Raw genomic sequence first — 19,000 nt, 5'->3', positions numbered from 1 at the left:
CTACAGAGGCCGGGAAGGCGGTCAGTCGGGCGCACACCGCCGCTGGGATTCGGTTCACTACCACCGAAAAGTAATAATACGGTGTGCTATGACGTGTCGGTAGGCGATGCCACTTCTCATCGACATCCGCAAACTGACGGTCATCAACCGGCTCATCAAGGAGGGGTCGGAGAGCGTCGCGGACTCTCTCTCGACGCTGGCCGGGGTCGACGCGTCCGTCGAAATAAAGAGCCTCTCGTTCGTGCAACCGGGCGACATCCCCACCGAGATGGGTACTGGCGAGATATACAGCGCTCGCGTCAGACTCGCCGAACCACCCTACGGCGTCTTCATGATGACGTTCTCGACGGAGACGGCCGCCGAGATCGCCCAGTTGATGACCGGGATGGACGTCGAGTCCGAGTTCACGCAACTCCACGAGTCGGCCTTACAGGAGATGTGTAACATCCTCACCTCCGGGTTCATCGACGGCATCGCGAACACGCTTGAGACGACCATCGACATGGGGACGCCAACCATCGAGCAAGCCCAAGCGATGACCGTCGCCGACGACGCGCTCTCACACGTCCGCCGTGACTCGCTGACCATCGTCCTCGACTCGCTGGTCGACATCGCGGACAGCGACGTGGCCTTCTCGCTCCGTATCTTCCTCGTCCCAGACCCCGGGTCGTTCGTCCACCTCATCGACCAGTTAGACCGCGACGCCGAGACGGGGGAACCGACGAGCGTCGACTCACCGGACGCAAAGGAACTGGACACGTCCAGCGAGGTACAGGCGTTCGAGGACGCGTTCGACGGCTCCTGACGCACCGTCGCCTGCCTGTTTCGGGGCGTTCAAGAGGCCCGCGTCCAACCCACGGGCATGAGCACAGTCGATGCCGCGATTTTCGCGACACACCTTCTCTTCGCGGGCCTCTGGTCCGGCAGCGTCCTGTTCACCACCTACGCCGTCCTCCCGACGGCGATGGACGGCGACACCCGTCCCGGTCCGCTCTCGGCGATAACCGGGAAACTACAGACCGTCTCGCGGGCGAGCGCACTGCTCCTGTTCGTCACGGGCGGGCACCTCGCGGCGACGCGGTACACCACCGAGTCGCTGACCGGGACCGGCCGCGGCCACCTCGTCGTCACGATGGTCGTCCTCTGGTTCGCGCTGGCCGGCCTCGTCGAAGTCGGGGCCTCGAAACTCGCCGACGGGTTCGCCCAGAAGAAAGTCCGCGAACCCGCCCGTAACGCCCGACCGTTCCTGCTGGGCGCGTCGCTGGTCGCCGTCCTCCTGCTGGTCAACGCCGGCGCCATCCTCGGCCTCTACTACTAGAGCCGTTCGCCGACGTGGTCGGCACACTTCAGCGCCAGTGCGGCGATGGTCAGCGTCGGGTTCATCGACCCGGCGGTGACGAACACCGACGAGGACGCCACCGAGAGATTCTCGACGTCGTGGGCCCGTAACTGCGGGTTCACGACGCTCGTCTCTGGGTCGGTGCCCATTCGTGTCGTTCCCATGTGATGGTAGGCCGGGCCGGACCCCTCGCCGTCGGGGCCGGCGGTCCACGAGACGTCGACGCCCAACTCGCCGAGAATCGCGTGCTGGATGTCGTTGGCCCGCCGCATGGAGCGCTCGGCGCGTGGTCCCCACGACCACTGGATGTCGGGCACGGGGTTGCCGTGGTCGTCGGTGGTCGAGGTGTCGAGGGTCACCCGGTTCTCCTTTCGCGGTGGCTGGCCGACCAGTCCGCCCATCGCGATGCTGGTGCCGTAGGCGTCTCTGAGACCGTCCAGCAGGGCATCGCCCCACTCGTCGGCTGACAGGGCGAGTTCCACCGGTGACGGGCCGGCGTAGTTGAGGAACTCCAGTTTGATGGGCGACAGTGGCTCGTCGGTGGCCGGAACGACCGTCTCACCGTCGTCGACTCGCCGGACGGCCTGTCCCGGGTCGTCGTAGAACTGGTGACATTCGCTGGTGAGAAAGCCGACGTGATTCTGGCGCGTTCGCTCGTCCAGCGTGCCGCCCGCGCCGGCAAAGAGGTGATCCATGAAGTACCGCCCGACGAGACCCGAGGAGTTCGCGAGGCCGTCGGGATCGTCTTCCGAACGGGAGAGCAAGAGGAGGCGCGGGATCTCGACGCCGCCCGCCGCGAGGACGAACTCGCGCGCTTCCTGTCGGTGTTCGGTGCCGTCCGGCGTCGCGTAGACGGCCGCGCTCACACGGCCGTCGGCGTCGGTTTCGAGGCGCTGGACCGGCACGCGGTCGAGGACCGTCGCGCCCTCGGCCTCGGCGTCTTCGACGTGGACGCTCGCGTCGTACTTCGCGCCGGACGGACACACTGGCTGGCAGGTGCCGTAGCCGACACACGGACCCCGCCCGTCGTAGGACTCCGAGTTGCGAGCGTTGGGGACGCCGTGCATCGAGACGCCCAGCGACTCGCAGGCCTCGGCGAACAGCGAATCGCTGTACGAGGGCGGGAACCCGGGCAGCGGGTACGGGCCGTCCCGCGGCGGTGCGAACGGGTTGTCGGCGTCGCCGGCCACGCCCATCGCCCGTTCGGCGTCGGCGTAGTACGGTCGCAAGTCGTCGTAGTCGATGGGCCACGCCGGGTCGTCGTTGTCGTGGCCCCCGTCGAAGTCGCTGGGGTGGAGGCGCATCACCATCCCCTGCCAGTGAAGCGTCGACCCGCCGACGCCCTTCACGCGAGCGACGTTGAGCGGATAGTACTGCTCGCCGCTGGCCGAGAAAGCGTCGCGCTCGCCGCCCATATCCCAGACTGACCCGTCGTGGGCGGGCCGGATTGCCGCCTCCATCCGCCGCTCTCGCTCCGCGAAGTCGAACCGTGGACCGGCCTCTAGAACGACCACGTCGTGGCCGTCGCTGGCGAGTCTGCTCGCGACGAGCGCGCCCGCCGGCCCCGCGCCGACGACGCAAACGTCCGCCCGTGATGCCGGCGTCCGATCCATCTCGGCGTCGATTAGGCAACCCTAAACTTAGGCGTTACCATCGCCGTACGGCCGACAGAATCGGGGAATCGCGGGTCAGGGGATCTTCACGGAGTGTTTCAGCGTCCCGATGCCCTCTATCTCTATCTCCACCTCGTCGCCGTCTTCGAGCGGACCGACGCCCTCGGGGGTGCCGGTGGCGATGACGTCGCCGGGTTCTAGCGTCATGTACTCGGTGATCTCGGCGATGAGTTCCTCGACGGAGAAGATGAGGTGGTCCCGTGACGAGGACTGTTTGACCTCGCCGTTGACGCGACTTTCGATGGTGGCGTCCTCCGGGACGTGTTCCGGCGTCGCCACGAGGGGGCCGATGGGACAGGCGTTGTCGAATGCCTTCCCGCGGACCCAGTTCTGTTCGATCTCTTGATCGTCGCGGTTCGAGATGTCGTTGAGGCAGGTGTACCCCGCGACGACGTCCATCGCACCGGACTCGCTGACGTTCTTGCACTGTTCGCCGATGACGACGCCCAGTTCCGCCTCGAAGTCGATGCGTTCTTTCCCCGACGGCAGGGTGAGGTGGCTCCCGTGGGAGGCGACGGCGTTTGGCGCCTTCAGGAACAGCATCGGCCGGTCCGGCAGGTCGTTGCCCATCTCGTCGGCGTGGTCGGCGTAGTTGCGGCCGATGCAGACGATCTTGGTCGGCTCACACGGTGGAAGGATGTCCACCTCGTCGGGAGCGTACGTCTCGTCGCCGAAGGCGATTCGCCCGTACGGACCGGCGGCCGCCGTGACGACCGGTTCCCCGTCCTCGACGGTCCATCGGCCGCCACGGACGTTCCCCGCGGTGTCGCGGAATCGAACGCGCTTCATGCCTCGGACGACTCGGGGCCGACGGATAAGCGTTTAGGAGGGATGAGTCGCCTTCCGGGTAGCGATTCGACGGCCGTCTACGCCACCTTCGTCAGTCGTCATATACGTGCGTGCCGGCAGTGACCGAACGGCTTTTGAGAGGCGCCGGGCTACGCTCGTCGCATGAACTGTCTCGTCGTCGGCGCCGGGTCTATGGGCCGCTGGTTCGGCCGGACCCTCCGGGACCACGCCGACGCGACACTCGCGTTTACGGACCTCGATGCGGACGCGACACGCCGGGCGGCCGACGCCGTCGGCGGCCGCGCCGTCCCCAGTGATACGGCGGAGCGATTCGACGTGATCTGCGTCGCCGTGCCGATGCCCGTCGCCGAGGAGACCGTCGGCGAATACGCGCCGTTGGCGACCGACGCCGTCGTCGACGTGACCGGCAGCATGGCGGGGCCGCTCGCGGCGATGGAAGCTGTGGCCCCCGACCTCGGCCGGGCGAGCCTCCACCCCCTGTTCGCCCCGGAGAACGCTCCCGGTAACGTCGCCGTCGTCACGGACGCCGGCGGCGACGCCGTCGACGCGGTCCTCGGAGCCATCGCGGCGGCCGGCAACGACACCTTCGAGACGACGGCGGCCGAACACGACGAGGCGATGGAGACGGTACAGGCCGGCGCTCACGCGGCGGTCCTCGCCTACGCGATGGCCGCCGACGACGTGCCCGACCGGTTCCACACGCCGGTCTCTGGCGGACTCGCCGACCTCGTCGGACAGGTCACCGGCGGCGACGCCCACGTCTACGCCGACATACAGGCGACCTTCGAGGGCGCCGACGGCGTCGCCGAGGCCGCCCGAGAGATCGCGGACGCCGACGCCGAGACGTTCACCGCGCTGTACGAGGAGCTCTCATGAACCCCGAGACGCGCCAGCAGATACGCGAGAACGCCCAGTACCTCCGGAACGTCCGGCCGATAGACCCCGAGGAGATATTCGAGTACGTGGACGGCCAGCCACACCCGGCCGTCGTCCGACAGGTGCTCCGCGAGGAGACCGTCGACCTCGCGCTCGTCGAGCAAGACGACGGCACGTTCGTCCCGGCGCCGGAGGGAGCGCTCTCCCCAGCGGGCCCGTTCCACGGCGTCGAGCGCTTCCCCGAGGCATACGACCGGCGGGTCGAGAGTCTGCTCACCGACGCCTACGGCCCGGACTGGGAGCGCGGCGACAGCGGGGACCGCCTCCGCGAGCGCATCCGCGACGTGAAAGAGCGGTACCTCCGGCGCGACGACGTGGCCTACGACGACCTGACGGCCCACGGCTACGCCGTCTACCACCTGCCCGACTACTACGCGGTCACGCAGTACGTCCTCGCGGACCTGTTGGCCGAGGGCCTGCTCCCCACCAGACTCCGCGTTCTCGACGTCGGTGCCGGCGTCGGTGGGCCGGCGCTCGGGTTGCTCGACCTCCTGCCGGACGAGGCGCTCGTGGACTACCACGCTGTCGAACCGAGCGCCGCCGCCGACGTACTCGAGACGATGCTCGACGACCCCGGGCCGAACGTCGACGTCTCGATACATCGGGAGACAGCGGAGGCGTTCGACCTCGACGCCGCCGTCGAGGACGGCGGCCCGTTCGACCTCGTGCTGTTCGGCAACGTCCTCAACGAACTCGACGACCCGGTGGCCGTCGTGGAACGCTACCTCGACGCGCTTGCCGACGACGGGACGGTGGTGGCGCTGGAACCCGCCGACCGGAACACCGCGACGGGCCTGCGCGAGATAGAGCGCGCCGTCACCGACGACGGTCCGGCGAACGTGTACGCGCCCACAGTCCGCCTGTGGCCCCACCAGACGCCCGAGAGCGAGTCGTGGTCGTTCGACCGCAAGCCCGACCTCGAAATCCCGTCGATGCAGAAACGGCTGGACGACGCCGCAGGCGGCACCCGCGAGTTCGTCAACGTCGACGTCCAGTACGCCTACAGCGTCCTCCGGAAAGACGGCAAACGGGCCATCGAGATGGCGCCGGACCGCGGCACGCACGCACCGATGGCCGACGCCGAGAACTACGTCACCGACCGGGTGAACCTGCTTGCAATCAAACTCAGTCGCGACCTCTCCGAAGGGGACTCGAACCCGCTGTATCTGCTGGGTGACGGGAGCCAGCAGGTCGACCACTTCGCCGTCGTCACCGACCCCTCGCTGTTGAACGACGACCTGCGGGACGCCGACTACGGCGACCTACTCTCGCTACAGAACGCGCTGGTCCTCTGGAACGACGACGAGGGCGCGTACAACGTCGTCGTCGACGGCGAGACGACCGTCGACCGGGCGCGATAGCGAGGCGTCCGCGAATCGCGAGCAATCGGCAGGCGGGCCGCCCGGGCAGTGGGTTTTTCTCGCCGACGGCCCCAGACGGCGTATGGACGAGCCGACCATCCTGCTGACGAACGACGACGGCATCGAGAGCGTCGGGTTGCGAGCGGTGTACGACGGACTCTCCGAGGTCGGCGACGTGACCGCGGTGGCGCCCGCAGAGGACCAGAGCGCCGTCGGCCGCGCTATCTCTCACGAAGTCGAGGTTCGAGACCACGAGATGGGCTACGTCGTCGACGGGACGCCGGCCGACTGCGTCGTCGCCGGACTGGAGGCGCTCGTCCCCGAGACGGACCTCGTCGTCGCCGGCTGTAACCGCGGTGCGAACCTCGGCGCGTACGTGCTCGGTCGGTCGGGCACGGTGAGCGCCGCCGTCGAGGCGACGTTCTTCGACGTGCCGGCCATCGCCGTCTCGATGTACATCCCGGTCCGCGAAGACGCCGCGTTCTCGGACATCGAGGCCAACGGCGAGAGCTACGGCGAGGCGGTCAGGGCCACCTCGTATCTCGCGGATCACGCACTCGGTGCCGGCGTCTTCGAGCAGTGTGACTACCTCAACGTGAACGCGCCCGTCGCCGAGTGGGGGCCGGCCCCGCTCGAAGTCACGCGCCCCTCGCGACTGTACGAGATGGACGCCGTCCGCGAGGACGACGCCGTCACGCTCCACGACCGCATCTGGGAGCACATGGCCGACGGCGACATCCCCGATCCCGAGGGGACCGACCGCCGCGCCGTCGTCGACGGCAAGGTGAGCGTCTCGCCGCTTACCGCACCCCACACGACCGAGCACCACGAGGCGCTGGACGCGCTGGCAGAGACCTACGAGAGCGAAGAGCGCCCGTAGATTGATACGGATCGGCGGCCCAACACAACGCGATGGCGACTGCCAGAGCCGAACGAGCGGGGTACGAACGGTTGGCGCTGGGCGCCGGTGTCGCACTCGCGTTGTTTGGCCTGCTGTTCCTGTCGCTCGACGTCTCCGCTACGGTCGCGGCCCTGGCCGGTGCCGACGTCCGGTTCGTCGCGCTCGCGGGCCTGATGGCACTGCTCGCACAGCTCTGCTGGAGCCTGACCACCGTGGCCGTCATAGACGGCATCGACGGGTCGCTCCCGCGACGACGCGTCCAGTTGGGCTATCTCACGGGGACGTTCGGGAAGCAGGTGCTCCCGCTGGGCAACGTCGGCGGGTCGGCGATTCTGGCGTACGTCCTCGCCGAAGACCTCGATCGGCGGTTTCGAGAGGTGTTCGCGGCCGTCACGGCGAGTGAACTGCTCGTGTTCGCGGGGTCGCTCGGCGTCGCGACGCTTGGACTGGTGGCGCTGCTCGTCAGTCCGCTCCCCGGCCTCGATGGCCCCGTCGTCCTCGCGATGTTGGCGCTCGTCGTCTTCGCCCTCGTCGTCGGTGGGGCCGTTCTCGCGTACAGGCGTCACGTGGTCGCGACGCTCGTCGAACGGACGGCGGCACTCGTCAGGGCAACCGTCGGCCGCATCTCGATGCGCGTGCACCGCTCGTTGGCGCCCCGCCGCGTCACCAACGGCGTCGATTCCTTTCTCGTGTCCTTCGGTACCGCGACGGGTGACACGCGACGACTCGTCCTCGCGTCGGCGCTCGCCGTCGGGGGGTGGCTGGCGTTCTCGTCTGCGCTCTTCCTCGGTTGTAGCGCCGTCGGCGTCGCGCTCCCGATCGGTCTCGCCCTGTTCCTGTCGCCGGCCAGCGGTCTCGCGACGCTTCTCCCGACGCCGGGTGGGCTGGGCGGAACCGAAATCGGACTCACCGCGGTGCTTTCCGTCCTGACCGGTGCGCCGCCGGAACTGGCCGCCGCTGGCGTCGTCGTCTACCGACTCGCGACGTACTGGCTGGTCGTCTCGGTGGGCGCCCTCTCCTCGCTGTACCTCTCGGCGACGGTGTGGCACGCACTCGACTGATACTGGTGGCACTGAAGTACTTCGCCACCCCGGGGTGGCGAATATCGTTACGAACTTACAGCCACCAGTATGAGGAGGGTGATGACCAGCGTTATGCTCTCGCCGTCGTACTCCCCGATATGAGCGAGCGACGGTCGGCAGTGCTGTTCGTCCTCCTCGCCGCGGTGTGGGGCACGTCGTTCATGGCTATCAAGGCCGGACTGGAAGCGTTCCCGCCGGTGCTGTTTGCCGCCCTTCGATACGACCTCGCCGCCGTACTGATGGTCGGCTACGCCGCGGTCACCTGCGACTACTGGCTCCCGCGGACCCGCGCGGACTGGCTGACGCTGGTGGTCGAGGGGGTCCTCATCATCGCGTTGTACAACGCGTTCCTCTTCGTCGGCGAGACGGGTGTCACCAGCGGCGTCGCGGCCATCCTCGTCGGGATGAGCCCCATCCTCTCGACGGTGTTCTCCCGGCTGTTCCTCCCGGACCAGCGACTGACCGTCGTCGGCACTATCGGCCTGTTACTCGGGTTCGTCGGCGTCGCGATGGTCGCCCGTCCGACGTCGTCGAACCCGCTGGGAAGCGAGGCGGTCTGGCCGGGGCTGGTCCTGCTCGCGGCGGCTTCGGTCGCGCTTGGGAGCGTCCTCGTCCAGCGTCTCGACGGCGACATCTCGCCCGAGGGGATGGTGGCGTGGTCGAACGTCATCGGGGCCGCCCTGCTCCACACCATCAGTCTCGGCCTGCCGTCCGAGTCGTTCGCGGACGCACAGTTCTCTCTCGCTGGCGTCGCCGCCCTCGTCTATCTGGCAGTGTTCGCGAGCGCCATCGGCTACGTCGTCTACTTCGACCTGCTGGCTCGCCTCGGCGCTATCGAGATAAACCTCGTCTCCTACGCCGCACCGATATTCGCGGCCGTCTCGGGGTGGCTGGCGCTGGACGAGACGCTCGAACTACTGGACGTGGCCGGCTTCGTGGTCATCTTCACCGGGTTCGTCCTGCTGAAACGGCACGCACTCGCGACGGAGTTGTCGCCGGTCCTCGACCGGGTCGAGGGACTGCTCCCCGGCCGTTGAGTCGATCCCGCTTCCCGGCAAGCTATTTGTCCGCGTCCAGTGAACGAATAGCCGTGAACGCCGACATCCTCCGCGTCGTCCGACTCACCGTCCTGTTTCTCGTCGCCGGGACACTGCTGGGGGCCGGCATCTGGACCTACTGGCGGCTGGGGCTGGTCGTGGGACTGGCTTCCGTCCTCGCGAGCGTCCTTCTCGTCTCCTACGCCGGCTACGACACCTACCGGTTCGCGACGGCGTAGTCAGAACAGCCCCGTCACGAACCCGAGTCCCATGACACAGAGGACGACGGCCGAGAACACCGGGAGGTACCCCGTGTACTGCTCGACCGTCTCCTCGAAGTGCTGGTAGCCGGCGAGCAAGAGCACGGTCAGGCCGACGATGCCGACGACGACGGTCACCGCGTACGCCGTCATCAGTTCGAGACAGTGTGCCGACCCGTAGCAGAGTGCGATTATCTCGAACTCCTCCTCGTGGGCGAACCCCAGCAGGAAGGCGAACCACGCGATACCGAGGAGGCCGCGGTCGGTCGCGTCCTCGAAGTCGTCGCGGTCGTGGCTGTGGCCGCCGCGGAACGGGAGTCTGGCGGTCAGTCTCCCGAGCAGACCGCCGCCGCCGTGGGCGTGCCCGCCTGCGTGACTGTGGTCCTCGTCGACGTGCGCGTGCCCGTCGTCGAATTTCGAGAGCGCACCGGCACTGTCGTGCGTGTGGCCCTCGTGGTCGTGGCCGTCCCCTCCGTGGCCGCGTGGGCGGCCGTGTCGGTACTCACGGACTCCCATGAGTAGCAGGAGGACGCCGGCGACGATGCTCACCGGACCGCCTATCTCGACGCCCGGTGCCACCACCACGGGTTCGTTGACCTGCGTCAGTCGGAAGTACGACTTCGCGTAGAAGAACACGGCCACCATCGCGATACTGCTGACGAGGTGGCCGACGCCGATGATGACGCTCGCCGCGAGGCCGTAGAGCCACTTGTTCGACTGGTCGAGGGCGTAGGAGGCGGCGACTGGCCACCCGTGTCCCGGTTCGATACCGTGGACGGCGCCGAGCGCGACCGCGCCGAGGAACAACCCGAGGGCATCGCCGTGTAATGGCATCGTCTGTGGTTGGACGATGTGGCGCTTAGTGGTTGTTAATACTCGACCGGGCGCTCGCTCATACTGACACCACCGGTCAGACGGTTGCACGAGAGGGAACTACTATACAGACGGCCGTTGCGATATCTTGTATGAACGACACGCTTCTCGGTTTGCTGGAGGGGAACGCGGACCACGCCGCGAGGTTCGACGACCGTTTCGACGACGTACAGGACGCACAGCACCCCGAGGCAGTCACGGTCTGCTGTTCTGACTCCCGGGTGCTGCAGGACGCTATCTTCGGGAACGACGACCCCGGTCATCTCTTTACGTGTGGTAACATCGGCAACCGCGTCGTCCAACGGACCGACGCGGGCGAAGTCGTCTCCGGCGACGTCCTCTATCCCCTCGCACACACCGGCACCGAGACGGCCGTCGTCGTCGGCCACACCGGGTGTGGGGCCGTCACCGCGACGTACGACGAACTGACCGACGGCCTCTCGGAACCGCCGGGCATCGAACACTGCATCGGCCTCCTGAAGCCACACCTCGAAGGCGGCGTCGAGTCGCTGCCAGCGGACGTGGACCGCGAGGGCGCTATCAACCGCCTCGTCGAGTACAACGTCGACCGACAGGTGGAGTTCCTCGTCGAGAGCGACGACGTGGACGACGACGTGGACGTCGTCGGCGTCGTCTACGACTTCCAGGACGTCTACGGCGGCCAGCGTGGGGAAGTCCACGTCGTCAACGTCGGCGGCGAGACGAGCGTCGAGACCCTGCAGGCGGAGTACCCCGACATCGCGGACCGAGTGCATCGCCTCTGGGAGTACTGAACGCGGTCCGCAACTCCCCTTGCAATCGCTAGACGCGTGTCTTCGAGAAGGACGGAGACCGAATACCCGGAAAACGGGGCGTACTGGTCCGCCGAAGCGGTCGCTGCCGAACTACACCCCGATGCGCGTGCCCCTCGAGTTTGTACAGCTTCACTGTCACGACGGAGTGTGTTACGACGTGATGTCCTCCGAGCGGGCGCGACTGCCGGTGTAGTCGCCGGCGCTGGCTGTCTCGGCGGCGATAACGGGCCGGTCTTCTGGGAGGGATTCGAAGACGGCCTCGGCGGATTGGTCTTCGGGCTGGTCGCCACGACGGTCACGGCGGCAGCGTCAGAACAGCGACTGGCAGACCCGACGGAGGTCTCCCGGTCGGGTGGAGCGTGACTGTACTGCTCGCTACGCTCGCGGGCGTCACCGTCCTAGCCGGACGACGGGTTGGTCGGTCGAGAGTCGGGATTCTCACGCTCGAGCTATGGAGTGATTTTCCTGCGAGCAACTGATTCGCTGCTAATCGTACCGCGACGGATTTCGTGGACCGGTTCACCCGTATCCGGTCGCCAGAAGAGGCGAAACAGTAAGCCGCGGATAGATGGACTGCGGGAGCCGTTTCCGGCTACCGATTCTCGCGCTGCTCGACCTTGTTCAGGTCTCAAACTGGTGTTACAGATTCCGACAAAATCGCCGTTTTCTTCTCTCGTTGGGTGTTGCTCGCCAACGGGTCTCTTACTATCGACGAAACTAATGTCGCCGTTATTGAGATGAAAATATGGCCCGTCAGTACGACAAACTGGTTCGAGATAGAATCCCCGAAATCATAGAGAAGAATGGCGAAGAACCAATAACCCATACGATTGAGAGGGACGAGTACGCTACTCGACTCCTTGAGAAATTAGACGAAGAGGTCGATGAGTATCGGGAAGGCTGTGACATAGAGGAACTGGCAGATATATTAGAAGTTGTCCACGCTATCCGAAAAGAACGCGGGGTAACCGTTGAAGAGTTACAGGAGATACGAGAACAAAAAGCCGAACAGCGTGGCCGATTCGAGGACAGAATTATCCTCGACAGTGTTGAGGAGTAGAGGATTCACGAGGAAAAGTACGTCCATCACCACCAATTCGACCGTCAAGAGAAAACGGGATGGTCGATACCGTGATGTTTGTTACCGACTCTCTCGCTGCTCGACCTTGTTCAACTCGATGAGGAGCCGGAACATCGCCTTCACGAGGTTGGCGTCGACGTCGAACTGCTCGGCGTTCTGGCCGGCGCGGTCCATCACGGCCTGTTCTTGCTCCTCGTCGGTGGTCGGCAGGTCCTTCTCGGCTTTGACCTCCGCGATAGTGTCGGCCACGTAGGTCCGCTGGGCTATCTTCTCGACTATCTCGCGGTCGATAGTGCGAATCTCGTCGCGCAGTTCATCTAGCGACATATCCTCCGGGCTCGTATTCGAGTTCGAACTCATACTGTGTGGGTTCCCTCCGTCTGTGTGGTGGTCAACAGCGTCGTGCCGGGTCGTTCCGCCCAGTATTCGCGTACCTGTTCGAGCGCGTCGCGGTCGCCGACGGCGGTGAACGAGGGGCCAGTCCCAGACAGCGAGACGCCCTCGACGTGTCGCAGCCCCTCGACGAGCGGTTCGGTGTCGAACTGCAGCGCCGCACAGAACGCGAGGCCGTTGACCGTCATCGCCCGCTCGTATGCCCCGTCCAGCGCGAGGTCCTCGACGAGGCGGGCCATGGGCGCTATCTGGCGACAGCGCTCCACGTCGGCGTCCGCCGAGAACGACTGTTCCGGCGGCGTCCAGACCAGCACGTCCCAGTCCACCTCGTCGCGGGCCAACAGGTCGTCGGCGTCGTTGTCGGTGACGGTGACGCCGCCGAGCATCGACGCCGAGGCGTCGTCGAACGCGCCGGTGATAGTCACGCCCGCGTCCCGGGCGGCCATCACGCCGAGCCGCGCCATGTCTTCCCGTGTCATCCGGTCGGTGGCGCCGAGAGCGTCGAGCGTCGCCATCACGGTGGCGTTGGCCGCCGCGCTCGAACTCTTGAGCCCGGAGGCCATCGGCACCTCGCTCTCCGTGCGGACGTGGCCGCCGACGGCCGGCGGGGTCCCGACTGCGCCGCCGTGGGCGTCGAGGACGTACTCGACGCAGCGTTCCACGAGGCGCGTATCGGCGTCCGGGGCACCGGCTACCTCGCCGGTCACGCTCTCGTCGTCCGTCGACACTTCGACGGTCGCCGTCGTGTACTCGTCGATGGCGAACGCCGACCCGCGGCCGGTCGCCAGCGCGTTGAGCACCGTCCCAGCGGCCGGTGCTGCTGCCGTGCCTTCCATCGCTCAGTTCTCCTGTCCGGGGCTATTTACCATCTGCGGAACCGGCCACGACGACAACGAGCCGTTTTTCCACCGGCGAGGGCAAGGGGGCGTATGAGCAACCGTTCCGACGTGCCGCCGGACACCCTCTCTGTCGAACTGAGCGAAGACGGCATCGCTGTCGAGTACCTCGACGGACGGACCGCCTTCTACCACGGCGTTCCCGCGAAAGCCGAGGAGCGCGTCCGGACGTCCCCGGGCAAAGACACGCACGTCCTCATCACCGACTCGACGGAGACGTCGGGCATCCTCGTCTACGTCAACGACCTGCGGACCCACGACGACATCATCGAGGAGAGCGGCGTCGGTCGGGTCATCTTGACGGACGGCGAAGAAGACGAACTGTTCCCCGGTGTGACGGTGCGGGACCACCAGATGCGCGTCGAGGTCGACGTCGACTTCTCGGTGGCCGACGGCCGCGTGTTCGTCTTCGAAGAGGACGAGATGGGCGAGCGGAGCTACGAAATCGTTCCGGAGGGCTCGTAACGCGGACGAACGCAGCGTCTCCGGACACCGCTACTCGAACCGAAACGGCCCGTCGGGGCCTGCCCGCTGCAAAACCGACTCGGTCGCTACTGGATGTACGACGGGTCCTCGTCGTCGCAGTTGGCTTCGTGTTGTCGCGCGTCGTCTTGGTCGTCGAACATTAGCCCGCACGTCTCGCATTTGTACCATGTCATCTCGTCGCGCTCGGTAGTGACAACCATGTGAGTCTGTCCGACGGCCGAGCGTAAATTGTTTTCCCGCGACACAACGGGAACCCTCAAGAGGACCGGATGGCTAGCCGACGGCATGAGCGGGTCCAGCGACGGCGGTATCGAACTCACTGTCGAGGGAGCGCACAAACGCGACGCCGGCCGCGGCATCGCGCGCCTCCCCGAGTCCGTGCGGAGCGAACTCGGCGTGCTGAGCGGGTCGCCGGTCATCATCGAGGGCGAGCGGATGACCGTCGTCAAGGTGTGGCCCGGCGACGACGACGGGTCGACGGTCCGCATCGACTCCGATACGCGGGCCAACGCCGGGGTCAATATCGGCGACACGGTGACGGTTCGAGCCGGCTCTGTCACCGAGGCGAACACCATCAGTATCCAGCCGATGGAACCCCTGCCGGGTACCGACGAGTACGAACACATGGTGCGGACGCGACTGGTCGACCAGATGGTGCAGGCCGACGAGCGGACCCACATCGACGGCCTCGGGACGTTCCGCGTCCTCTCGACCGACCCGGACGGGCCGGTCCGCGTCACCGACCGGACTGACGTCTCCCTTCTCCCACGTACCGAGGACTCCGGCGGTGACACGAGCGACCACCAGACGGGCGCTACGGAGCCACAAAACGCCGGACCGGCGGCGACGGAGACCGGCGTGAGCTACGAGGACATCGGTGGCTTAGACGAGGAACTCGACCGCATCCGGGAGATGATAGAGATGCCCCTCTCGGAACCCGACGAGTTCCGACGGCTGGGCATCGACCCGCCCAGCGGCGTCCTCCTGCACGGCCCGCCGGGCACCGGGAAGACGCTCATCGCCCGCGCCGTCGCCAACGAGGTGGACGCGTACTTCGATACTATCTCCGGCCCGGAAATCGTCTCGAAGTACAAGGGCGAGAGCGAGGAGCGACTGCGCGAGGCGTTCGACCGCGCCGAGGAGAACTCCCCCGCGATTCTGTTCGTCGACGAAATCGACTCCATCGCTGGCTCCCGGGACGACGACGCCGACATGGAGAACCGCGTCGTCGCCCAACTCCTGACGTTGATGGACGGCCTCGAAGACCGGGGCCGGGTGGTCGTCATCGGCGCGACCAACCGCGTCGACGCTGTCGACCCCGCCCTGCGCCGCGGCGGCCGCTTCGACCGCGAGATCGAAATCGGCGTCCCCGACGAGGGCGGCCGGCGGGAGATTCTCGACGTCCACACGCGGGATATGCCTATCGACGACGGCGTCGATCTAGACCGCATCGCCGCCCAGACCCATGGCTTCGTCGGGGCCGACCTCGCGTCGTTGACGACGGAGGCCGCGATGTCGGCGCTGCGGGCCAAACGCGAGCGCGAACCGCGTGAGCGCTCGGACCGGGAGGGCGATGACACCGAGCGCAGCGAGGACGCCAAGGTGACACAGAGCGACTTCGACGCGGCGTTGGCGACGGTCGAACCCAGCGCGATGCGGGAGTACGTCGCCGAGTCGCCGGCGGTGTCGTTCGACGACGTGGGCGGACTCGGCGAGGTCAAACAGACGCTTACCGAGGCCATCGAGTGGCCCCTCGAGTACGGCGACCTGTTCTCCGTGACGAAGACGGACCCGCCGAGCGGCATCCTGCTCTATGGCCCGCCGGGAACCGGGAAGACCCTGCTCGCGCGCGCCGTCGCGGGCGAAAGCGACGTGAACTTCATCCACGTCGCCGGGCCGGAGATAATGGACCGCTACGTCGGCGAGAGCGAGGAAGCGGTGCGAGAACTGTTCGAGCGCGCCCGTCAGACCGCACCGAGCATCATCTTCTTAGACGAAATCGACGCCATCGCCAGCCACCGCGGACAGGGCAACGAGGTGACCGAACGGGTCGTCTCCCAGTTGCTCGCAGAACTGGACGGCATCACCGAGAACCCGAACCTCGTCGTCCTCGCGGCGACGAACCGGCGGGACATGATAGACGACGCCCTCCTTCGGCCGGGCCGTCTCGAACAGCACGTCGAAGTGCCGAACCCCGACCACGACGCCCGCGAGGCGATTCTCGACGTGCACACGGACGGCAAGCCGCTCGCCGACGGCATCTCCCTGTCTGCCCTCGCGGCCGAGACGGAGGGGTTCTCCGGGGCGGAACTGGAAGCGGTGGTCCGCGAAGCGTCGATGCTCGCCATCCGCGAGGCCGCCGAAGAGATGGGGCCCGAGGAAGCCAGCGAACGTGCCGACGACGTGACCATCACTGCCGAGCACTTCCAGCGAGCGCTAGCGCACAAAGCGGAGCGTTGAAACACGGGACGTCTGTTGGACTCGTCGCTACTGTATCGAACACCCAGAGAGTGGAACGGTGGATTGGGCGCCGCCGACGAGGAGTGACGTGAAAGGCTGTCCGGACAGCCTTTGGCGGACGAGCGACGCCATGTGGCCGAGCAGCGAGACGGACTGTTGTACCGGCATCGACGTGAAAAGCGCCTTGCCGGCGAACACACGTAGCGGAGCCACCGATAAAAAAGGCCCGGTGTCCGGCCCTTATCGCTCGTCGTCGGCCGCCGACTCCGTCTCGTCGTCCGACGCAGTGGCCGCTGTGCGTACGTCCTTCTCGTCGCTCCCGCTATCGCCGTCGCCGCTGCTCTCGTGTTCGCTACTGTTCTCGCTCCCGCCGACGAACGGGAGTCGACGCCCACGGAGGACTCGACGCAGGCCGAACGCCGGAACGGCCAGCACGCCCAGCCACGGCGCCGCCGCGGCCAGCGTCACCAGGGTCGCCCGCCCGAAGACGTAGACGTCGTTCACTGACCGGAGGAAGACGGCCGCCAGCGACTGCTCGTGGTACTGGGTCCGAATCTGGCTGATGCCCGGTTCCGGTTCCTGCAGTTCCACACGGATAGTGGAGTACGCCACGCGCTGTTCGAGCGAGCGCTGTTTGGCTTCGAGTTGTTCTATCTGGCCCTGCACCTCGGAGAGTTGTTCTTCGATGCGGAGCAGTTCCTCCGTGTCGTTGGCCTCGTCGTAGAACGTCCGGAGGCGGTCCCGGCGCTGTCGCAGGTTCTCCAGTCGCGCCTCTAAGTCGACCAACTGGTCGGTCACGTCGTCCGTCTGGGTCTCCTCGCTCAGGACCGTTCCTTCCGCGGCGATGTCGTCTTGCATCGCCCGGTACTGCTCGTTGGGCACTCTGACGACGACGTAGCCGGAGATCCACGTCTCGTTGCCCGAGCGGTGAAGGCGCTGGTTCGACCCGCTCACGTACCCGCCGTACTGTCGGGCCTGTGAGGCGATGGCTGTACGACTCTGCGAGAAGTTCTCCACCTCGACGACCATCCGCCCGGTCTTGATTATCGCCCGTTGCTGGACCGCCGCGTCGACCTGTGCGCTCCCCCCGCCGCTCGTATCGGCGCTCTGTTGGTTTGCACCCTCTGCGGCAGGCGCGGACCCGTCACCGCCGTCGGCAGACAGTTCGGCACCGTCGCCGCCGGCCGGGTTCCCGCCCATGCCCGCACACCCGGCGAGCAGGAGGGTCAGGGCCAGCGCGACGACGAGTGAGTTCCTCGACATGACGACTACGTATCGTCGTCGCCAGCGTATAGTGTCGCCGGACGCTCAAAGCGCGCTTTGTGTGAAAGAGCGACTGAACCTATCGGAACTCTGTCCGTCGGTCGTCGAGCGCCGGGAACGCCTCTCGGACGGCCGTGACTCGCTCCGGGTCGACGGTCGCACTCACGAGCGCCGGGTCGTCGGCGGAACTGGCCAGCGCCGTCCCCCACGGGTCGTACACCGTGGACCGGCCCAGCAGTTCCGCGTCCTCGAACGACCCGACGCCGTTGGCCGCCGCGACGTATAGCTGATTCTCGACGGCGCGGGCCTTCGGAAACAGCTTCCAGTGCTCGACGCGGGGGTAGGGCCACGCGCTCGGGACGAGCGTCAGCGTCACGCCGTCGTCGACGAGTCTCCGGTACAGTTCCGGGAACCGGAGGTCGTAACACGTCGTCACGCCGACGGTGAACCCGGCGAAGTCGACGGTCGGGAGGTGTTGGCCCGGTTCGAGGAGGTCCGTCTCGGCGGACCCGTAGCCGAAGAGGTGGTGTTTCCGGTAGATGGCGCGACGCGTCCCGTCCCTGTCGAAGAACACCGCGGTGTTGGCGAGTCCGTCCTCGACGGGCACGTCGATGCCGGCGGCGGCGCTCGCGGCGAGGTCCTCGACGACACTCCCGGCGAGAATCGCCACGCCGTGTTCGGCGGCCGCCTCGCGCACGGCGGTCAGCGTCTCACCCTCGACGCCCTCCGCGTGCCGTGCGTAGCTATCGAACGCGAAGTACCCGACGTTGAACAACTCCGGCAGGACCACGAGGTCGGCCCCGTTCGCGGCCGCGCGGTCGATGGCGTCGATGGCCCGTCCGACGTTCGCGCTCACGGCCGCGGGTTCGACCGCAATCTGGGCGAGTGTGAGCCTCATACTTCGACTTCGAGATAGTCACGCAGTGCCTGTTCGAGGTTCTCCATCTCGCCGTCGAGATTCCGCTTGAAGAACCGTTCGACGCCGGGGAGTTTGCCGTCGACGACGAACCGATTGGTCAGTTTCGTCCCGCCGCTCTCGGTCGGTTCGAGTTCGTGTTCGCCCTGTACCTGCATCACTCTCGACCGACCGACGAAACGGACGTACTCGGGTTCACGCCGCTCTACGTCCCGCGTCTCGATGCGGATCGTTCGATCGATGATCGGAATCGGCAACGAGATGTGCCACGTCGCTTCCTCGTCGTTCGTGACCTCCCAGTCCTTGACGACGCTAATCGGGCGTGCCCGCTGGTCCGGGTCGGCGATGAACGCCCAGACTCGCTCGGGAGGTGCCGACACAGTCATCGACCGCTCGACCCGGACAGTCATGCACGTAGCTCAGGTTTCCGCCGGAATGA

General features: G+C 66.7%; 22 protein-coding genes. 13 read left to right on the top strand and 9 right to left on the bottom strand.

Going from position 1 to position 19,000, the window contains the following annotated elements; genetic code table 11:
- The first annotated feature begins 106 nt into the window (after positions 1-106).
- Together IEY28_RS05265 and IEY28_RS05260 are read left to right on the top strand one after the other, a co-directional pair.
- Complete coding sequence (locus IEY28_RS05265) at positions 107-805, top strand: chemotaxis protein CheC (protein ID WP_188995190.1); 699 nt, start codon at positions 107-109, stop codon at positions 803-805.
- A 57-nt stretch (positions 806-862) separates the two neighbouring features.
- On the top strand, positions 863-1,318 hold the full coding sequence (locus tag IEY28_RS05260; protein WP_188995188.1) for a transporter: 456 nt from the start codon (positions 863-865) through the stop codon (positions 1,316-1,318).
- Here the strand turns inward: IEY28_RS05260 and IEY28_RS05255 are convergent.
- On the bottom strand, positions 1,315-2,952 hold the full coding sequence (locus IEY28_RS05255; RefSeq protein WP_188995186.1) for a GMC family oxidoreductase: 1,638 nt from the start codon (positions 2,950-2,952) through the stop codon (positions 1,315-1,317). The two genes, IEY28_RS05260 and IEY28_RS05255, sit on opposite strands and share 4 nt — an antisense overlap.
- 75 nt (positions 2,953-3,027) lie before the next feature.
- A complete protein-coding gene (locus IEY28_RS05250; protein ID WP_188995185.1) occupies positions 3,028-3,801 on the bottom strand; it encodes a fumarylacetoacetate hydrolase family protein in 774 nt (257 codons plus the stop codon).
- 162 nt (positions 3,802-3,963) lie between these two features.
- Here IEY28_RS05250 and IEY28_RS05245 point away from each other — a divergent pair, with 162 nt between their 5' ends.
- From IEY28_RS05245 to IEY28_RS05220, 6 genes are all read left to right on the top strand, one after another.
- Positions 3,964-4,698, top strand: coding sequence for a prephenate dehydrogenase/arogenate dehydrogenase family protein (locus IEY28_RS05245; protein ID WP_188995183.1), 735 nt, complete (start codon positions 3,964-3,966; stop codon positions 4,696-4,698).
- Complete coding sequence (locus tag IEY28_RS05240) at positions 4,695-6,119, top strand: small ribosomal subunit Rsm22 family protein (protein WP_188995181.1); 1,425 nt, start codon at positions 4,695-4,697, stop codon at positions 6,117-6,119. Before IEY28_RS05245 ends, IEY28_RS05240 begins: the two co-directional genes overlap by 4 nt.
- An 82-nt stretch (positions 6,120-6,201) precedes the next feature.
- On the top strand, positions 6,202-6,999 hold the full coding sequence (surE, locus tag IEY28_RS05235) for a 5'/3'-nucleotidase SurE (protein WP_188995179.1): 798 nt from the start codon (positions 6,202-6,204) through the stop codon (positions 6,997-6,999).
- Between the two features lie 32 nt (positions 7,000-7,031).
- On the top strand, positions 7,032-8,081 hold the full coding sequence (locus IEY28_RS05230) for a lysylphosphatidylglycerol synthase transmembrane domain-containing protein (RefSeq protein ID WP_188995177.1): 1,050 nt from the start codon (positions 7,032-7,034) through the stop codon (positions 8,079-8,081).
- Positions 8,082-8,200: 119 nt separating this feature from the next.
- Positions 8,201-9,139, top strand: coding sequence for a DMT family transporter (locus tag IEY28_RS05225; RefSeq protein WP_188995176.1), 939 nt, complete (start codon positions 8,201-8,203; stop codon positions 9,137-9,139).
- Between the two features lie 53 nt (positions 9,140-9,192).
- Complete coding sequence (locus tag IEY28_RS05220) at positions 9,193-9,378, top strand: hypothetical protein (RefSeq protein ID WP_188995174.1); 186 nt, start codon at positions 9,193-9,195, stop codon at positions 9,376-9,378.
- Here IEY28_RS05220 and IEY28_RS05215 read toward each other — a convergent pair whose 3' ends face one another.
- Positions 9,379-10,233, bottom strand: coding sequence for a sulfite exporter TauE/SafE family protein (locus IEY28_RS05215; protein ID WP_188995172.1), 855 nt, complete (start codon positions 10,231-10,233; stop codon positions 9,379-9,381).
- Between the two features lie 131 nt (positions 10,234-10,364).
- Here IEY28_RS05215 and IEY28_RS05210 point away from each other — a divergent pair, with 131 nt between their 5' ends.
- From IEY28_RS05210 to IEY28_RS05200, 3 genes are all read left to right on the top strand, one after another.
- Complete coding sequence (locus tag IEY28_RS05210) at positions 10,365-11,045, top strand: carbonic anhydrase (protein ID WP_188995170.1); 681 nt, start codon at positions 10,365-10,367, stop codon at positions 11,043-11,045.
- Between the two features lie 168 nt (positions 11,046-11,213).
- Positions 11,214-11,429: a hypothetical protein gene (locus IEY28_RS05205; protein ID WP_188995168.1), complete on the top strand. Its 216-nt coding sequence runs from the start codon at positions 11,214-11,216 to the stop codon at positions 11,427-11,429.
- 382 nt (positions 11,430-11,811) lie between these two features.
- Positions 11,812-12,126, top strand: a complete 315-nt coding sequence (locus tag IEY28_RS05200) for a nucleoside triphosphate pyrophosphohydrolase (protein ID WP_188995166.1) — start codon at positions 11,812-11,814, stop codon at positions 12,124-12,126.
- Positions 12,127-12,207: 81 nt separating this feature from the next.
- Here IEY28_RS05200 and IEY28_RS05195 read toward each other — a convergent pair whose 3' ends face one another.
- The gene (locus IEY28_RS05195; protein WP_188995164.1) at positions 12,208-12,507 is read right to left on the bottom strand and encodes a chorismate mutase; all 300 of its coding nucleotides are present in this window, start codon (positions 12,505-12,507) and stop codon (positions 12,208-12,210) included.
- A complete protein-coding gene (locus IEY28_RS05190) occupies positions 12,504-13,376 on the bottom strand; it encodes a shikimate kinase (protein ID WP_188995162.1) in 873 nt (290 codons plus the stop codon). The genes IEY28_RS05195 and IEY28_RS05190 overlap by 4 nt, the downstream gene beginning before the upstream one ends.
- Positions 13,377-13,469: 93 nt before the next feature.
- Between IEY28_RS05190 and IEY28_RS05185 the strand changes: the two genes are divergently transcribed.
- Entirely contained in the window at positions 13,470-13,901 is a 432-nt protein-coding gene (locus tag IEY28_RS05185; protein WP_188995160.1) for a DUF5796 family protein, read from the top strand.
- Between the two features lie 86 nt (positions 13,902-13,987).
- On the opposite strand, the gene IEY28_RS20745 is transcribed toward IEY28_RS05185, so the two are convergent.
- Complete coding sequence (locus tag IEY28_RS20745) at positions 13,988-14,122, bottom strand: DUF7128 family protein (protein ID WP_255491942.1); 135 nt, start codon at positions 14,120-14,122, stop codon at positions 13,988-13,990.
- An 85-nt stretch (positions 14,123-14,207) separates the two neighbouring features.
- Between IEY28_RS20745 and IEY28_RS05180 the strand changes: the two genes are divergently transcribed.
- Positions 14,208-16,382, top strand: coding sequence for a CDC48 family AAA ATPase (locus IEY28_RS05180; protein WP_188995158.1), 2,175 nt, complete (start codon positions 14,208-14,210; stop codon positions 16,380-16,382).
- A gap of 240 nt (positions 16,383-16,622) precedes the next feature.
- Here IEY28_RS05180 and IEY28_RS05175 read toward each other — a convergent pair whose 3' ends face one another.
- The 3 genes from IEY28_RS05175 to IEY28_RS05165 all read right to left on the bottom strand — a co-directional run bounded on the left by IEY28_RS05175 (position 16,623) and on the right by IEY28_RS05165 (position 18,971).
- The gene (locus tag IEY28_RS05175; protein ID WP_188995156.1) at positions 16,623-17,645 is read right to left on the bottom strand and encodes a DUF4349 domain-containing protein; all 1,023 of its coding nucleotides are present in this window, start codon (positions 17,643-17,645) and stop codon (positions 16,623-16,625) included.
- A gap of 79 nt (positions 17,646-17,724) precedes the next feature.
- The gene (locus IEY28_RS05170; RefSeq protein ID WP_188995154.1) at positions 17,725-18,543 is read right to left on the bottom strand and encodes a nitrilase-related carbon-nitrogen hydrolase; all 819 of its coding nucleotides are present in this window, start codon (positions 18,541-18,543) and stop codon (positions 17,725-17,727) included.
- Positions 18,540-18,971: an SRPBCC family protein gene (locus IEY28_RS05165; protein WP_188995152.1), complete on the bottom strand. Its 432-nt coding sequence runs from the start codon at positions 18,969-18,971 to the stop codon at positions 18,540-18,542. The genes IEY28_RS05170 and IEY28_RS05165 overlap by 4 nt, the downstream gene beginning before the upstream one ends.
- Positions 18,972-19,000: the final 29 nt, after the last annotated feature.

The sequence above is a fragment of the Haloarcula pellucida genome, from assembly GCF_014647235.1.
GTDB lineage: Archaea > Halobacteriota > Halobacteria > Halobacteriales > Haloarculaceae > Haloarcula > Haloarcula pellucida.
Note: the sequence above shows the minus strand (reverse complement) of the source record. Positions and strands in the feature narration are given on the sequence as shown.

Excerpts from the sequence above, each read along its gene's own strand:
- IEY28_RS05265 (WP_188995190.1), top strand. The coding sequence starts at position 107 with ATGCCACTTCTCATCGACATCCGCAAACTGACGGTCATCAACCGGCTC.
- IEY28_RS05260 (WP_188995188.1), top strand. The coding sequence starts at position 863 with ATGAGCACAGTCGATGCCGCGATTTTCGCGACACACCTTCTCTTCGCG.
- IEY28_RS05255 (WP_188995186.1), bottom strand. The coding sequence starts at position 2,952 with ATGGATCGGACGCCGGCATCACGGGCGGACGTTTGCGTCGTCGGCGCG.
- IEY28_RS05250 (WP_188995185.1), bottom strand. The coding sequence starts at position 3,801 with ATGAAGCGCGTTCGATTCCGCGACACCGCGGGGAACGTCCGTGGCGGC.
- IEY28_RS05245 (WP_188995183.1), top strand. The coding sequence starts at position 3,964 with ATGAACTGTCTCGTCGTCGGCGCCGGGTCTATGGGCCGCTGGTTCGGC.
- IEY28_RS05240 (WP_188995181.1), top strand. The coding sequence starts at position 4,695 with ATGAACCCCGAGACGCGCCAGCAGATACGCGAGAACGCCCAGTACCTC.
- surE (WP_188995179.1), top strand. The coding sequence starts at position 6,202 with ATGGACGAGCCGACCATCCTGCTGACGAACGACGACGGCATCGAGAGC.
- IEY28_RS05230 (WP_188995177.1), top strand. The coding sequence starts at position 7,032 with ATGGCGACTGCCAGAGCCGAACGAGCGGGGTACGAACGGTTGGCGCTG.
- IEY28_RS05225 (WP_188995176.1), top strand. The coding sequence starts at position 8,201 with ATGAGCGAGCGACGGTCGGCAGTGCTGTTCGTCCTCCTCGCCGCGGTG.
- IEY28_RS05215 (WP_188995172.1), bottom strand. The coding sequence starts at position 10,233 with ATGCCATTACACGGCGATGCCCTCGGGTTGTTCCTCGGCGCGGTCGCG.
- IEY28_RS05210 (WP_188995170.1), top strand. The coding sequence starts at position 10,365 with ATGAACGACACGCTTCTCGGTTTGCTGGAGGGGAACGCGGACCACGCC.
- IEY28_RS05200 (WP_188995166.1), top strand. The coding sequence starts at position 11,812 with ATGGCCCGTCAGTACGACAAACTGGTTCGAGATAGAATCCCCGAAATC.
- IEY28_RS05195 (WP_188995164.1), bottom strand. The coding sequence starts at position 12,507 with ATGAGTTCGAACTCGAATACGAGCCCGGAGGATATGTCGCTAGATGAA.
- IEY28_RS05190 (WP_188995162.1), bottom strand. The coding sequence starts at position 13,376 with ATGGAAGGCACGGCAGCAGCACCGGCCGCTGGGACGGTGCTCAACGCG.
- IEY28_RS05185 (WP_188995160.1), top strand. The coding sequence starts at position 13,470 with ATGAGCAACCGTTCCGACGTGCCGCCGGACACCCTCTCTGTCGAACTG.
- IEY28_RS20745 (WP_255491942.1), bottom strand. The coding sequence starts at position 14,122 with ATGGTTGTCACTACCGAGCGCGACGAGATGACATGGTACAAATGCGAG.
- IEY28_RS05180 (WP_188995158.1), top strand. The coding sequence starts at position 14,208 with ATGAGCGGGTCCAGCGACGGCGGTATCGAACTCACTGTCGAGGGAGCG.
- IEY28_RS05175 (WP_188995156.1), bottom strand. The coding sequence starts at position 17,645 with ATGTCGAGGAACTCACTCGTCGTCGCGCTGGCCCTGACCCTCCTGCTC.
- IEY28_RS05170 (WP_188995154.1), bottom strand. The coding sequence starts at position 18,543 with ATGAGGCTCACACTCGCCCAGATTGCGGTCGAACCCGCGGCCGTGAGC.
- IEY28_RS05165 (WP_188995152.1), bottom strand. The coding sequence starts at position 18,971 with ATGACTGTCCGGGTCGAGCGGTCGATGACTGTGTCGGCACCTCCCGAG.